The sequence below is a fragment of the Sorangium sp. So ce131 genome (genome assembly GCF_051519095.1).
Taxonomy (GTDB): domain Bacteria; phylum Myxococcota_A; class Polyangia; order Polyangiales; family Polyangiaceae; genus Sorangium.
On the sequence record NZ_CP150455.1, the window covers coordinates 5763421 to 5778770 of the forward strand.

The following is a 15350-nucleotide window of genomic DNA, read 5'->3' on the forward strand; positions in this document are numbered from 1 at the left end:
CACCAGGAGACCTCGATGAACGTTCCTGTCAACCGACGGTGGCTCCTCGCGTCGCGCCCAGCGGGCGCGGTCGAGGAGCGCCACTTCACCTGGGCTGAAGAGCCTGCGCCCGAGCTCACGGCGGACGGCCAGATCCTGGTCCGGAATCTCTATCTCTCGGTCGATCCGGCCCAGCGCGGCTGGGCGTCGCGGGACACGTACATTCCCGCGGTCCCCCTCGGGGACGTGATGCGGTCGTTCGGCGCCGGGCGGGTCGTCGCGTCGCGGGCGCCGGGCTTCGCGCCGGGGGATCTGGTCCAGGGCATGGTCGGCTGGCAGGACTACGCCGTGCTCGACGCCAGCGGGCCTTCACGTCCGACCCGGATCCCCCCGGGCGTGTCGCTCCCGGTCGCGCTGAGCGCGCTCGGCCTCACCGGGCTGACGGCGTACTTCGGCCTGCTCGACCTCGGGCGCCCCGCGGCGGGAGAGACGGTGGTCGTCTCGGGCGCCGCCGGGGCGACCGGCATGATGGCCGGCCAGATAGCCAAGCTGAAGGGCTGCCGGGTGATCGGCATCGCCGGAGGGCCTGACAAGTGCGCCTTCATCGTCGATCGGCTCGGGTTCGACGCGGCCATCGACTACAAGTCGGAGGACGTCCTCGCCCGCTTCGGGGCGCTCTGCCCGAAGGGGATTAACGTCTACTTCGACAACGTGGGCGGCGAGATCCTCGACGCGGCGCTCGCGCACATCGCGCTCCGGGGCCGCGTGGTGCTGTGCGGCGCGATCTCGACCTACACCGCAGCCGAGCTCCCGCCGGGCCCGCGGAACTACCGCAACCTCATCTTCCAGCGCGCGCGCATGGAGGGGTTCATCGTCCTCGATTACTTCGATCGCGCGCCGGAGGCGGTCAAGGACCTCGTGGGCTGGGTCGCGTCGGGCCAGATCAAGGATCAACACGACGTGCAGGTGGGCCTGGAGAACGCGCCCAAGGTCCTGCGAAGGGTCTTCGAGGGGGCCAACGTGGGCAAGCAGCTCCTGAAGATCGCCGACGAGTGACGGCGCGGGCAGCGCTCGCCCTGCGGCGGGTCGTCAAAACAGCTTGAGCTGCCGGCTCTCGTCGGCGCGCGACCGCCTCTGCGCCCCGGGCGCCGGCGCCTCGCGCGCGAGCAGGCGCTCCTCGACCTCGCGCACGAACGGGGAGACCTCGGTCTGGACCACCTTGCCGTGCCGCGCGCGCTCCCGGGCCCGAGAGAGGAACAGCCGCTCTCGCGCCCGCGTCATGCCGACATAGAAGAGCCGGCGCTCCTCGGCCAGATCGACCTCGCCCCTGCCGGGGAAGCGGAGCGGGAGCAGGCCGTCCTCGCACCCCACCAGGAAGACGACCCGGAACTCCAGGCCCTTGGCCGCATGCAGCGTGAGCAGCGAGATGCGGTGGGCGCGCGGGTCCCAGGCGTCCATCTCGGAGCACACCGCGAGCTCGATCAGGAAACGATCGAGGTCGGCTCCGCAGCGCTCCGCGAGCGGCAGGCAGAGCTCCAGCGCCGCGTCCACGTCGGCCTCGCCGAGGCGCGCGGCGCCGGGGGCGCCCTCCGCGGCCGGGTCCTCGCTGCCGGCGCGCCCCTCGACGATCCCGCCGTCGCCACCGGCCGCCGCCTCGCCCTCAGCCGCTCGAGCGGCCGCCGGGTCAGGCTGCGCCACGTCCTCCCGGAGCCGCGCCGCGGCCGCCTTGAGGCGCGGGACGAGCGGCCCCGGCGGGGTGCCGGCGAGCGCCCGCGCGAGCGCCTCGGAGGCCGCGCGCTCGACGACGCGGCGCTCGGACCGCCGCTGGAACGGCATGCCCGAGCGGGCGAACGCCTCCCGGAGCGCCTCGGATTGCGCCTCGGTGCGGTAGAGCACCGCGAAATCCGAGAAGGCGTAATCCCCGCTCGCCAGCGGCGACGCCACCCGGCCGCTGTCCATCGAGAAGAACGTCGAGCCCCCGATCATCCGCTCGATGGAGTGGACCACGTGCTCGGCCTCGGCGCGCTCCGTCGGCGCCTCGTGCACCGCGACGAGCTCCGCGCTGTCAGCGTTCAGCGCGCTCGGCACGAGCTCCCGCGCCCCGAGCGTCGGCGAGGGCGCGATCACCTGGAGCGCCGCCTCGACGATGGGGCGCGTCGAGCGGTAGTTCCGCTTCAGGCGCACCACCCGTGCGGCTGGAAAATCCTGCTGGAAGCGGAAAAAGAAGCCCACGTCCGCGCCGCGGAAGCCGTAGATCGCCTGATCCGGATCCCCGATCGCGCAGACGTTCCCGTCCGGGGGGACCAGCGCACGCACGAGGCGGTACTGGCGCTCGTCGATGTCCTGGTACTCGTCGATCGAGAGGTACCGGGCCCGCGCCCGCGCGGCGGCGAGCACGTCGCTCCGCTCCTCCAGGAGGAGGACCGCGTGCCCGATGAGGTCGTCCAGGTCGAGCAGCCCGCGCGCCGTGAGCGCGTCCTCGTACGTCCTCCAGGCGCGGTCGACGTCGCCGCCGGCGGGCAGCGCGCCCTCCGGCAGGCGGTGCGCGTCGGCGTGGCGCGGGCAGATCCGCTTCAGCGCCGCGATCTCGGCGAGCAGCCTGGCCGCCCGTCGCTCGGGGAGGCCGAGCGCCGCGGCGAGCAGCGCGATGCGCTCGTGTTCGCCGGCGATTTTCGGCGGGGCGCCGCCGCCCGCGTGCTCGCGCAGCAGCGAGAGGCCGAGCGCGTGGAACGTCATGGCGGGCACGCGGCCGCCGGCCTCGCCGAGCAGGGCCCCGAGCCGCTCGCGCAGCTCGTCGGCGGCGCGGCGGGTGAAGGTGATCGCGAGGCACTGCTCCGGCGGGACGCCGAGGTCCAGGACGAGGTGGGCGATCCGGTGCGTCAGCGTGCGGGTCTTGCCCGTGCCGGGCCCCGCGAGCAGGAGCAGGGCACCCTCGTCGATCTCGGCCGCGGCCCGCTGCTCCGGGTCGAGCGCGTCGAGCAGCGGCGAGCCGCCTGGGGGCGGCGATCCGCCCGGGAAGGGGGCCGCGGCCTCTCCGCGCCGCGGCGGGGCGCCCGCCTCGCCCTCGGGATCCGGGGCGGTCACGGGGCGGTCACGGCCGCGGCGCGCGGGCGGGCGCGGCTCCGCCGGCCGGCGCGGGCCCGGCGACGGCGGCTCCGGCGGCGCGGGCTCCGGCTGGAACAGGAGCCCGCCGCCGCGGCGCCGCTTCAGCTCGTCCGGCTCGAACACGCGGATCACGCCGTACTCGCCGTCGTAGCCGGCGTCGCGGATCACGCGCCCTTCCCGCATGCGCGCGATCGCCTCGGAGAGCAGGGGCGTCCCGGCGCGCTCGATGTCCTCGAGCGGCGCCTCCCCGAGGAGGAACAGCTCGGGGCCGAGCCGCGAGAGCACCGCGTCGTAGCTCCGCTGCACCACCTTGCTGGAGGCGCCCACGCCGTGGAGCTCGGCCAGGACCTCGGGCAGCGGGACCAGGTTGCGGAACTCGCTCGCGCCCTCGGGCCGCGCGCCCTCGTCGCGGTCGGCGAGCTCCTCGACCCGGTGGAGCACGCCCACCGTGACCGGGTGGCCGCAGGCCGGGCAAATCAGCGAGCGCGCCCGCGCCTCCGCCGGCGAGAGCACGACATTGCACTTGCGGTGGCCGTCGAGGTGGTACTTCCCCTCTTCGGGGAAGAACTCCACCGTGCCGGAGAAGCCCTGTCCGGTCTCCAGGGCGCGCCGGATCGCGAAGTAGTCGAGCGAGGTGTCGAAGGCCGTGGCCTCGCGGCCGAGCTTCGCGGGCGAGTGCGCGTCCGAGCTCGAGACGAGCCGGTACCGGTCGAGCCCGGAGATCCGCCAGTTCATCGCGGGATCCGACGAGAGCCCCGTCTCGAGCGCGAAGATGTGCGGCGCGAGGTCCCCGTAACACTCCTCCACGGCGTCGAAGCCGGCCTTGGAGCCGAGCACCGAGAACCAAGGCGTCCAGATGTGCGCGGGCACGAGGTAGGTGCCCTCGCCCGCCTGAAGGACGATCTCGAGCAGGTGGCGCGAGTCGAGCCCCAGGATCGGCCGCCCGTCGGCGTTCAGGTTGCCGACCCGGGAGAGCGCGCGGACGATCCGGTCCGCCGACTCGAAATCGGGCGCGTAGAGGAGGTGGTGGATCTTCCGGGTCCTGTCGCCTTTCTTGTAGATCGTCGAGATCTCCACCGAGAGGACGAAGCGGGTCTCTGCGCGGCAGGCCCCGGGGAGCCGATCGGCCACGGCGCGGTCGAGGTCGTCCCGCAGCCGGAAGAGCCCCGGCTCCGCGGGCACGAGGCTCTCGCGGAGCTCGGCCATCCACGCGGGATGGGTGAAGTCCCCGGTGCCGAGCACCGCGATGCCCTTGCGCTTAGCCCAGTAGGAGAGGTGCGCGAGATCGCAATCGCTGCTCGTCGCGCGGGAGTACTTCGAATGCACATGGAGGTCGGCATAGAAACGCATGGTGAGCCGTCGTGAGGTGCCGTTCCTATCGAGAGCTTCCATGCGATGTCAATCGCGGACGATCGATGTTTTGCGAATAAATGCAGGTAAATTCGAACGTGTAGGAGCAAGGGGCTCCCCTTCGACAAACGTCGCGTTTCTTGGGAAAACTTGTTCGCTGGGCGCAATGCGTTTTGTCGATGGGCCTGCCTGGCGCCTCCCCGGAAAAAGGGGGGCGGCGCCGCAGGCGACTCCGCGCCCGGCGGCGCGAACGACGTCGACTCCGTCTCTGCATCTGCTCGCTCTGCATCTGCTCGCTCTGCATCTGCTCGCGCGCGAGGATGCTTTAGGACGCACGCGAGGGTGGCTCGATGAACATTCGATGAGGTGGGGGCGAAAAGAACAGGCCAGCGCCAGTACACTTCAACGCCTTCACGTGAATCGCTTTGACCCGGTGCGGCTGCCGCCAGCGTGTCTGGTCGGCCGCGCGGGGACACGCCGATCAGGCGACCGCGGGGCGGTCTTCACTGCGACATCGACCTGTGAGCGCGAGGCCGACACGAGGCCTCGTCACGGCCATGTCGCGCGCTTGCGTTCGAGCGCCGCGGGGGGGTATGTTGGGAAACCCGGGAGCCGTCCGCTGAAGGCGCGCGGCCCGCGCGAGCTCCGCTGTGCAGCCACCCTGGCCCCTCTCCCTCGTCGCCCTGGCGCCGTCCTCGTGCGGCGCCGTGCTCTGGCGCATGCAGGGCGCAGAGCGGCTCACGGTCGTCGTCAAGGCGACCTTCGCCCTCGTCCACGAGAGGCGCGCGGAGCTCACCGCCGCGGCGGAGCAGCTGATCCGCTCCGATTCGGCCCGAGAGGGGTGGGGCAGCCTCGAGCAGGCGTGTGAGACGGCGCCTTACCTGCCGAGCGCAGGGGTCCTCGTGCGCGGGCACGCCGCCGCGCCGGCGGGACAGACCGTGACGTCGCTCGCGGTGCGGGTCGCGCTCTTCCGGGAGGAGCGGTGGGTCCTCAACAAGGTGCTCCACGTCTTCGGCGACTCCACCCGAGAGGCCCGGAGCCCGCGGCCGTTCCGCCTCATGCCGATCGTGTACGAGCGCGCGTTCGGCGGCCCGCACGTCGACGCGAACCCGGTGGGCGTGGGCTCCGGCGCGGCGCTGCCGAACATCGTCGATCCGGCCGACCCGGCCCGGCCGGCGGGCTTCGGCCCGATCGCGAGGCACTGGGCGCCGAGGAGGCGCTGGCTCGCGCGGGATCAGGCGCTCGACGCCCCGGTCCCGGAGCTCGATGCGAGCTTCGATTTTCACTACTTCCAAGCCGCGCCCGCGGACCAGCAGATCGACTTCCTCCGCGGGGACGAGTGGATCGTGCTCCAGGGGCTGCACCCGAACTACCCGTGGATCCGCTCCTGCCTGCCCTCGGCGCGCGCGCTCGCGCGGCTCCACCGGCTCGATCCGAGGGGGGAGGACCCCGGGCAGCCGATCGAGCTCGTCGCCGACACGTTGACCATCGACGCGGATCACCTGCTCTGCTCGGTGATCTGGCGGGGGAACGTCGCCCTGCTGCCCGGCGACGCGCCGGACCGGCTGCGTGTGGTCGCCGGCGTCGAGATGCCGGGGCGGCCCCTCCCGTGGCTCGCGGCGCCGGCCGCGCCCTCTTCGCGCGCGCCCATCGCGCTGGCGGAGCCGGGGAGCGCGCCGGTCGCGCCGGCGGCGGAGATCCCGGGAGGGCACTGGAGCGCGACCACGCAGCAGGCGGCGCCGCTGCACGCGCCGCCGCCGCTGCCGTTCGTGCCGGCGTCCGGGCAGCCGCCGCCGCGCTTTGAGCCGCCGCAGGCGCCCGGCGCGCTCGCCGGACCCGGGAGCGCGCCGAGGGCGGAGATCCCGGGGGAACACTGGAGCGGGACCACGCAGCAGGTGGCGCTGCCCGAGGGGCGGCCGTCGCTCCCGTTCGCGCGGATCCCCGACGGCCACTGGAGCACGGCCACGCAGATGGCGGCGCCGCTGCAGGCGCTGCCGTCCTTGCCCTTCCTGCAGATCCCCGAGGGGCACTGGAGCATGGCCACGCAGATGGTGAGGCCGCTGCAGGCGCCGCCACCGCTACCCTTCTCGCCCGGGCCGGCGCCGCCGCTGCGCCCCGAGCCCCCCGCGGAGGCCGTGCCGTTCGCGATGCCCTTCGCGCGACCCGGCGCCACGCCGCCGACGGCCGCCGCCGACCTGCCGCCGGACGACGAGCCGCCGACAACGACGACACAGCCGCCGCCCACGCAGCCGCCGCCCGCCGCCGACCTGCCGCCGGACGACGAGCCGCCGACAACAACGACGCAGCCGCCGCCCACGCAGCCGCCGCCCGCGCCGCTCGACCAGCCGACCCCGCCAGCAGACGGATCCGCCGCGCTGGAAGGCGCCCCGCCAGCGCTCGCGCCCGAGCGCAGCGCGCCCGCAGACGACGGCCCGCCCGCAGACGACGGCCCGTCCGCGCAGGCCGAGGCGGTCCACCCCGCATCCGCCGCGCCGCCGCCCGAGCCCGAGGCGCGCGGCCTGCGCGCGGTGCTGCTCGCGCGCCTCAGGGAGGGGCAACCGCTCCACGATCTCGATCTCTCGGGCGTCGAGCTCGACGGCGTCGATTTCAGCGGCGCCTCGCTCGACGGAATGAACCTCGCCGGCGCCAGGCTCACCGGCTGCAACTTCGCGTCCGCGCGCCTCTCCAGGGCGAACCTGAGCGGCGCGGATCTGACCGGCGCGCGGCTCCACGCGGCCGATCTCTCCTACGCCGATCTCTCCCGCGCCACGCTCGACCGCGCCGAGCTCGGCGCCGCGGTCCTCAGGAACGTGGATCTCACCTCGGCGCGAGGCGTGAGCGCGAGCTTCGAGGGCGCCTCGCTGGACGGCGCCGACCTGCGGCAGGCGCGCCTCGTCGAGGCCTGCTTCGATCGGGCGAGCCTCGCCGGCATCAACGGGAGCAAGGCCGATCTGTCGCGATCGCGCTTCGAGAGCGCGAGCCTCGCCGGCGCCATTCTGCGCGCGGCGAAGCTCAAGGAGGCGAGCCTCCCGCGCGCCAACGTCGACGGCGCCGACCTGCGCGAGGCCGACCTCTCGGGCGCCAACGTGTATGACGTCAAGCTCGCAAATGCGAAGTCGAGCGGCGCGACCCTGCGCAACCTCGTTGAGACGGCGCCGGCCGAAGGCGGCGAGAGCGACGGCAAGAGCGAAGAAGAGGACGACCGCAAGAGCGAAGAATCAAGCGACGCGAGCGACATCGTTTACACTTCTTCACAAGGTTGACACTCTGGCCTCTTTGCGTCTAGCTAGGCAAAGCGCGCGGGACATGCATGGATCGTCGGCAGAGTCACCTTTGCCTACATCCTCGGCGCCCCGCTGGATTAATGGGTTGCCACAGGAAGAGGCACGACCATGAGCGATCTGATCACGTTCTCCTCGAGCATCCTGCCGGGCCTTTCGCGCGTGGTCGGCTTTCGCGGCGTGGAGGCGATCTCGCGCCCGTATCGGTTCGAGATCTTCTTCAGCATCCCGAGCGAAGGCGAGGAGGACGCGAACTTCTCGGAGATGGTCGGCTCCAAGGCGCGGCTCGTGATTGACCGCCTGGACGACAAGAATCCGCCCTTCTTGTTCGCCGGCGTGCTCGCCGGCGTCGATCTGATCCACGAGTTCGGCGGTCGCGCGCTGCTCAGGGCGGTGCTCGTGCCGCGGCTCTGGGGGCTCACGCTCTCGAAGCACAGCCGGATCTTCACGAAGAAGAGCGTGCCCGACGTGATCCGGGCGGTGCTCGAGGAGAACGGCATCGCGAGCGGCGACTACGAGCTCCGCCTCGGCAGCCACGAGACCGAGGAGCACATCTGCCAGTACCGCGAGAGCGACTTCGATTTCATCTCGCGGTGGATGGAGCGGGAAGGCATCTACTACTACTTCGAGCACACCGAGGACGGCGAGCGGCTCATCCTCTGCGACGACAAGGCGTATCCCGCGGAGGCGCTCGGCGCGCCGGTCCGTTACCACCCGCAGACCGGGGAGGACCGGAGCGCGCTCGCCTCGTTCCGCACCTTCTCCTGCCAGCACGGGGCGCTCCCGTCGCGGGTGAAGCTCAAGGACTACGACTACGTCCGGCCGAACTTCCCCCTCTCGGGCGCGGCGCAGGTGTCGCCGTACGGGGCCGGCGAGATCAGCCTGCACGGCGAGCGCTTCTTCAGCGCCGAGGCCGGCTCGCGGCTGGCCCAGCTGCGCGCCGAGGAGTACCTCGCCCGGGAGGCGGTGGCCCAGGCGAGCGGCTCGCGGCTCCACCTGCGCGCGGGGTACACCTTCGAGCTCGAGGAGCACCCGCGCGCGCGGCTGAACGCGAAATACCTCGCGATCGAGGTGCGCCACCACGGCAACCAGTCCGCCGGGCACGACGACTTCCAGGAGCTCGTCCCGCTCGACCACGACGAGGTCTATTTCGTCGAGGTCGCGGCCATCCCGGCCACGACACAGTTCCGGGCGGAGTCGCGCACCGCGTGGCCCCGCATCTACGGGTACGAGAACGGCACGGTCGACGGCTCCGCGTCGAGCGAGTACGCGCAGATCGACGAGCACGGGCGCTACCTCGTCCGGTTCAAGTTCGACGAGGCGAGCCCGCGCGACGGCAGCGGATCCACCTATGTGCGCATGATGCAGCCGCACGGCGGCGGCGTCGAAGGGTTCCATTTCCCGCTGCGCCGCGGGACCGAGGTCGTGCTGAGCTTCCTCGGCGGCGACCCGGACCGCCCCGTCATCTCCGGCGTGGTGCCCAACGTGCTCACGCCGAGCCCGGTGACGAGCGGCAACCACACGAAGAACGTCATCCAGACCGGCGGCCGGAACCGCCTCGAGATGGAGGACGCGGCCGGGTCGCAGCGCATCACGCTCTCGACGCCCCACGCGAACACCTACCTCCGCATGGGCGCGCCCAACGAGAACCACGAGCTCATCGCCAAGACCGACGCGAAGAGCGTGTGGGACTCCGGCGGCAACTTCGACGTGCACGTCGGCAAGAAGGGCGGCGGCAACTGGGCCGTCAACGTCCGCGACAACGTGTCGATGGACATCCAGAGCGGCAACTACTCGGCCAAGGCGAACGCGGGGAGCATGGAGTTCTTCGCGGCGCAGCAGGTGAAATGGGAGAGCGCCGGCGAGGGCAAGGCCATCTACGGCGACAAGACCGACTTCATCAAGGGCAACCAGAGCACGCTGCGCATCGGCAACTTCCTGGTCTGGACCGGCGGGTCCGTGACGTCCGCGACATACGGTGACACCGAGACCTACACGCTCGGGAACGTGAAATCGTACAACTACTCGGACACGGAAGAGCACAAGTTCGGGACCTTCAGGAGCACGGTCGACGGGAACACGTTCGATAAGAAGAACGGGCACTTCGAGTCGAATGTCTCCGGCAGGACGGTCGACATGAAGGGCGGCGCGTTCATATCCGCCACCGCGGGGACGGTCGTCGACCTCAAGGCGTCCCTCAACCTCAACATGTTCCTGGGCGCGGTCATCGACATGAAGGTGGCGGCCAGCGCGGAGGTCGTGGGCGGCTTCAAGTTCTCGCTCAACGCCGCTGGCTCCAACGAGCATACCCTCGGGACCAAGGTCGCGACGAACTTGGGGGTCACGGTCAACATGAATTACGGCACGACGATCACCGCCAAGGCCGGAGCCGAGGTCGCCATGGAGAACGCGAAGCTCATCAAGAGGAACGTCAAGGTCGAGAGCCTGTCCGCGTCGATCAAGAAGCGGGTTGTCGCGGTGGAGCAGGTCGGGTTCAAGGTCATCCCGTAGCGCTTTTGAAGACGAGCATCGATGAGCATCGAGGGCGGAGCACGACGTGGCGCGTGACGTGATAACCGAGCAACCCGGCGGCGGCCGCGGCCCGGCGGCCGAGCTGAAGCTCGCCCTGGAGCAGGCGCGCGAGGCGCTCCGAGGCGCCAGGGGACGGAACGAGGCCTTCCGGACGGCGCCGGCCGAGGAGACGGCCGATCCACGCGCCGCGCTCGCCGAGGCCGCCCGGGCGCTGCGCCAGGCGTCCGGGCCTGCGCCCGTCGCGCCCCCGCGAAACGACCGCAGCGGGCCCGCGGCCGGCACGAAGGACGATCCCCGGCGTGCGATCGGCGCGAGCGTCACGCTCGCCACGTCCCACCTGGCGATGCCCGAGGGGGTGGCCGATCCGGAGGGAGCGGCCAGGCTGCGCCGTGCGGGGGCGGCGCTCGCGGCGTCGCCGGGCGCGCTCGAGCGGCTCGTCCCGGCAGCGGCCCTGGGCAGGCCCACGCCCGAGGCCGATCCGTCGCTGCGCGCCGCGGTCGAGGCGGCGATCGCCGCGGGCGAGCCGCTCGCGGGCCGGGATCTCCAGGGCGCCGATCTGCGCGGGCTGGTCCTCGCGGGGGTGGATCTGAGCGAGGCCTCGCTCCAGGGCGCGGACCTGTCGGGCTGCGAGCTCTCCGGGGCGAACCTCGCCGGGGCCGACCTCTCCCGCGCCCGGCTGGAGGGCGCCCAGCTCCAGGGGGCCGACCTCCACGGGGCGAAGCTCGGGGAGGTCCAGGCCGGCCGGGCGGAGCTCCGGGGCGCCGACCTGCGCGGCGTGGTGCTCCAGAAGGCGTGGCTCGAGGGGGCGCGGCTGACCGAGGCCGACCTGCGCGGCGCCGACCTCTTCGGCGCGGTCGCGCGCAGCGCCGACTTCGGCGGCGCCCGCGCGGACGCGGTGCTCTTCTCGCACGTCGACCTCCGGGGAGCGCGGTTCGTGCGGGCGAACCTCGAGAAGGCGACCTTCTTCCAGTGCGAGGCGGCGCGGGCCGACTTCGCCGAGGCGCAGCTCGAGGGCGCGACGTTCAGCAGCGTGCGCGCCGAGCGCGCCTCGTTCCGCAAGGCGAGGGCGCGCGCGCTCCGGGTGCTCCCGGCGTCCACGCTCCGCGGCGCGGATCTTTCCGAGGCGGCGCTCGACGGGGCGCGCCTCCGCGGGATCGACCTGGAAGGCGCCTGCCTCGAGGGGGCCACCGCGGAGGGCGCCGACCTGCGCGGCGCGCGCCTGCGCGACGTGCGCCTCGCCGGGATCACCGGCCAGGCGGGCCTGGGGATCGCCGGCCAGGTGGGCCTGGGGATCGCCGGCCAGGCGAACCTCGAAATCGCCGGCCAGGCGAACCCCGAAGGAGGCCGGCCGTGACGCGCGTCGTGAGGCCGGTGCGCCTCTCCCTCAACCAGCGCGTGGTCACCGTCCGCCGCGCGCACCACCTCAGCGTGGGCGTGCTCCTGTACTTCCCCCTGGACGCGCCGGAGCTCGCGTTGCCCGAGGCCGCGATGTGGCAGGAGGTCGCGAGGACGCTGGGCAAGGACGCGATCTTCGACGAGGGCCTGCCCAAGCCGCGCGGCGAGGTCCTCGTCTTCGGCCGGGCGTACGCCCCCGGCGGGAAGCCGCAGCCGGCGTTCCCGGCGCGGCTGGAGGTGCGCCGCGGCGACGCCGCCCTCGTCGACAAGAGCCTCTACGTCGTCGGCAAGCGGCGCTGGCAGCTCGGCGGCCCGACGGAGCCCGAGCCCATCACGGAGATGGAGCTCGTCTGGGAGAACGCCTTCGGCGGGCCGGACTACCCGCCCAACCCGCGGGGCATGGGGCTCGCGCCCACCGAGGAAGGCGGGGCCCGGGTGCACCTCTTGCCGCACCTGGAGCACCCGCAGCACCTCGTGAAATCGCCCGGCGACCGCCCGCCGCCCGCGTGTTTCGGGGCGCTCGACCCGACGCTGGCCGGGCGCCTGGCCAAGATGGGGACGTACGGCCCCAAATGGGTCGAGCAGGAGTTCCCCGGCTTCGCGAAGGATCTGGATCCGGAGTACTTCCAGGTGGCCCCGGAAGATCAACGGCTGCCCGCCGGCTACTTCGAGGGCGGCGAGGCGCTTTTGCTCGAGAACCTGCACCCCACGAAGCCGCGCCTCGCGGCCCGCGTGCCCAGGGTCCGCGCGCGGTGCTTCGTCCAGCGCAAGGGCGCCGCCGCGGCGGGCGGCGACGGCAACGGCGACGCGCCCCTGGAGGAGGTCGCGACGCGCCTGGAGACGGTGATCCTGCTCCCCGGCGCGGAGCGGGGGGTCGCGATCTTCCGGGGGATGATCGACGTCGCCGAGGACGACGCGGCGGATCTCGACGTGCTCCTGCTCGCCCTCGACCGGTCCGACGCCCCGCGGCCGCTCGAGCACTACCGCGCGGTGCTCGCGCAGCGGCTCGACAAGGACAAGGGCCACCTTCACGCGCTGCGCGACAGGGATCTCCTGCCGCAGGCCGATCCGGGCGCGCCGCCCGTCTCCTTCCCCGACGAGCGCCTGAGCGACATGGAGGAGCTCCTGAAGCGGAAGGGGCACATGGAGCGGCGGTCGCGCGCGCGCGCGCAGCGTGAGCTCGCCGATGCGCGCGCGGCGACCGCGGCGCTCGGCAACGATCCGGACGAGACGTTGCCGAGGGAGGTGCCGCCCGCGCCGGAGCCGCCCGGGATCGAGGAGCTGGCCGACTTCGTCGAGCGCGCGGAGGCCGACGCCGCCGCGGCCATGAAGGACGCCGAGGCGCAGGACCCCAGCGAGCAGGCGCGGAAGCTCTGCGCCGAGCAGGGGGTCGACTTCGACGCGATGGCCGAGAAGGGCCGGCGCGAAGGGGGCGGCCCGCCGAAGTTCCGCGCCGACGAGGAGCTCGCGCGCCTCCGCGAGCTCGCCGAGGTGGGGCGCGCGGGCGGCGCGCCGATGGACGACCTCGAGGCGAAGCTCGCCGATCCGACATTCGCCGAGGGCCTGCGCCAGACCGAGGCGTCGCTGCTCGGCGCCTACCGCCTCTCCGCCCACCTGCTGCCGCCCGCCTCGCCGCGGGACGAGGCGGCCCAGGCCGCCCTCCGCGCCGACGTGGAGCGCGCGCTCGCCGCGGGCGAGCCGCTCGCGCGGCGGGACCTGACCGGCGCCGACCTGCGGGGGCTGCGCCTCGCCGGCATCGACCTCGGCGAGGCGCTGCTCGAGGGGGCGGACCTCACGGCGTGTGACCTCTCCGGGGCCGACCTGTCCGGCGCGGTGCTGGCGCGCGCGCGGCTCGAGCGCGCGACGCTGTCCGGGGCCCGGCTCGTCGAGGCGAACCTCGGCGAGGCCGAGCTCGCGGGCGCGAGTTTCGAGGGGGCCCGGCTGTCCCGGGCCAACCTCCACCGGGCGCGGCTCGCGGGCGCGCTGCTGTCGGGCGCGGACCTCGAAGGCGCGGACCTCTACGAGACCTCCCTCGCGGGCGCGGATCTCCGCGGCGTGGCGGCGGACGACGTGCTGTTCTTCCGGGTCGATCTCGCCGGCGTGCGCTTCGCGGGCGCGAAGCTCCGCAAGGCGACGTTCTTCCAGTGCACGGGCCGGGACATCGACTTCAGCGACGCGGAGCTCGAGCAGGCGACCTTCGTGCAGATGCACGTGGAAGGCGCCTCGTTCCAGCGCGCCCGCGCGGCGAACATTCGGCTGGTACCGGAATCTTCTCTGCCAGGGGCGGATTTTTCCGGGGCCGAGCTCGCGGGGGCGCACCTGCGTGGCGTGGGGCTCGCGGGCGCGATCTTCGAGGGGGCCGCGGCCGAGGAGGCGGACTTCAGCGAGGCCGACCTGCGCGGGGCGCGCCTCGCGTCGCTCCGCGGCAAGGGCGCGCGGTTCATCCGGGCCGACCTCACGGACGCGGATCTGTCCGGCGCGAACCTCATGGATGCCCTGCTGCAGAAGGCCAAGCTCGCCGGGGCGAACCTCGCCCGGACGAACCTCTTCTCCGCGAACCTGCTCCAGGCCCGCGGCGACGACCGGACGAGCTTCGCCGACGCCCACACGAAGCGCGTGCTCTTCACGAGGCAAGACGGATGACCCGGGACGAATTGATGGTGATGGTCGAGGCGGGGGAGGTGATCGCCGAGGCGCGGCTCGCCGGGCTCGACCTGTCCGGGAGCGATCTCTCGGGGGTCGTCTTCGAGAAGGTCTCGTTCCGGGGCGCGATCCTCGCGGGCGCCAGCCTGGAGGAGTCGGTGCTCAGCGGGTGCGACCTCTCCGGGGTCGATCTTTCCGGCGTCAAGGCGCGCCACAGCACGTGGACGCAGTGCGCGCTGCTCGGCGCCTCCTTCCGCGGCGCCGATCTCCAGTCGGCGGACTTCGTGGAGTGTGACGCCTCGGGCGCCTCGTTCGACGGCGCCGACCTGACGGTCGGGGACATGGTGAAGGGGCGCGCCGACCAGGCGAGCTTCCGCGCGGCGAACCTCGACCGGTTCGCGTTCGTGGACACCGAGATGGCCGAGGTGGTGCTCGAGGAGGCGCGGCTCCACCAGGCGTGCCTGCTCAACACCGACCTGTCCGCGGCGCGCCTGCGCGGCGCCTCGATGCACCTCGCGGTGCTCGCCGGGGCGAGCCTGCGCGGGCAGGACCTCTCGGGCATGAACCTCACGCTGGCGCAGCTCACCGACGCCGATCTCGCCGGGTGCGACCTGCGGGGCGCGACGCTCGTCCAGGCGAACTTCAAGGGCGCCGACCTCACGGCGGCGAAGCTCGACGGCGCGCGCGCCGAGCGGGCCATCTTCTTCGGCGCGCGCCTCGCGGGCGCGTCGGCCGAGCACCTCAAGGCGCGCCAGGCGACCTTCACCGAGGCCGACCTCGAGGCGGCGAACCTCGGCGACGCCGACCTCTACCAGGCGATCTTCCAGCGGGCGAAGTGCCCGCTCGCGAGCTTCCGCGGCGCCGATCTCACCTACGCCGACTTCTCGCGCGCGGGGGTCGAGCAGGCCGATTTCTCGCACGCGAAGATCTTCCGCGCCCGCTTCCACCAGACGCGCGACGCGGGCGCGATCTTCACGAACCGCGCCCTCGCGCTCGGCGACGACGAGGAGCTCTTGGAGGCCGAGCGCTGGACGCCCTGAGGGTTCCCCTCCGGGCAGCAGGAGA

General features: G+C 73.1%; 7 protein-coding genes. 6 read left to right on the forward strand and 1 reads right to left on the reverse strand.

Annotated features, from left to right (window positions below):
- The first annotated feature begins 15 nt into the window (after nucleotides 1-15).
- Nucleotides 16-1035, forward strand: coding sequence for an NADP-dependent oxidoreductase (locus WMF43_RS20860; RefSeq protein ID WP_437682663.1), 1020 nt, complete (start codon nucleotides 16-18; stop codon nucleotides 1033-1035).
- Between the two features lie 33 nt (nucleotides 1036-1068).
- Here the strand turns inward: WMF43_RS20860 and WMF43_RS20865 are convergent, their stop codons facing one another.
- Nucleotides 1069-4434: a UvrD-helicase domain-containing protein gene (locus WMF43_RS20865; RefSeq protein WP_437682665.1), complete on the reverse strand. Its 3366-nt coding sequence runs from the start codon at nucleotides 4432-4434 to the stop codon at nucleotides 1069-1071.
- Nucleotides 4435-5084: 650 nt separating this feature from the next.
- On the opposite strand from WMF43_RS20865, the gene WMF43_RS20870 reads away from it, so the two are divergent.
- From WMF43_RS20870 to WMF43_RS20890, 5 genes are all read left to right on the forward strand, one after another.
- Nucleotides 5085-7697: a DUF2169 family type VI secretion system accessory protein gene (locus tag WMF43_RS20870; RefSeq protein WP_437682667.1), complete on the forward strand. Its 2613-nt coding sequence runs from the start codon at nucleotides 5085-5087 to the stop codon at nucleotides 7695-7697.
- A gap of 129 nt (nucleotides 7698-7826) precedes the next feature.
- Nucleotides 7827-10226 carry a type VI secretion system Vgr family protein gene (locus tag WMF43_RS20875; RefSeq protein ID WP_437682669.1) on the forward strand — a complete coding sequence of 800 codons (2400 nt, stop codon included), beginning with the start codon at nucleotides 7827-7829 and terminating at the stop codon, nucleotides 10224-10226.
- A gap of 58 nt (nucleotides 10227-10284) precedes the next feature.
- On the forward strand, nucleotides 10285-11601 hold the full coding sequence (locus WMF43_RS20880) for a pentapeptide repeat-containing protein (protein WP_437682671.1): 1317 nt from the start codon (nucleotides 10285-10287) through the stop codon (nucleotides 11599-11601).
- The gene (locus tag WMF43_RS20885; protein ID WP_437682672.1) at nucleotides 11598-14285 is read left to right on the forward strand and encodes a DUF2169 family type VI secretion system accessory protein; all 2688 of its coding nucleotides are present in this window, start codon (nucleotides 11598-11600) and stop codon (nucleotides 14283-14285) included. Before WMF43_RS20880 ends, WMF43_RS20885 begins: the two co-directional genes overlap by 4 nt.
- Nucleotides 14282-15325 (forward strand): pentapeptide repeat-containing protein, encoded by a 1044-nt coding sequence (locus tag WMF43_RS20890; protein ID WP_437682674.1) that lies wholly within the window; start codon nucleotides 14282-14284, stop codon nucleotides 15323-15325. Before WMF43_RS20885 ends, WMF43_RS20890 begins: the two co-directional genes overlap by 4 nt.
- Nucleotides 15326-15350: the final 25 nt, after the last annotated feature.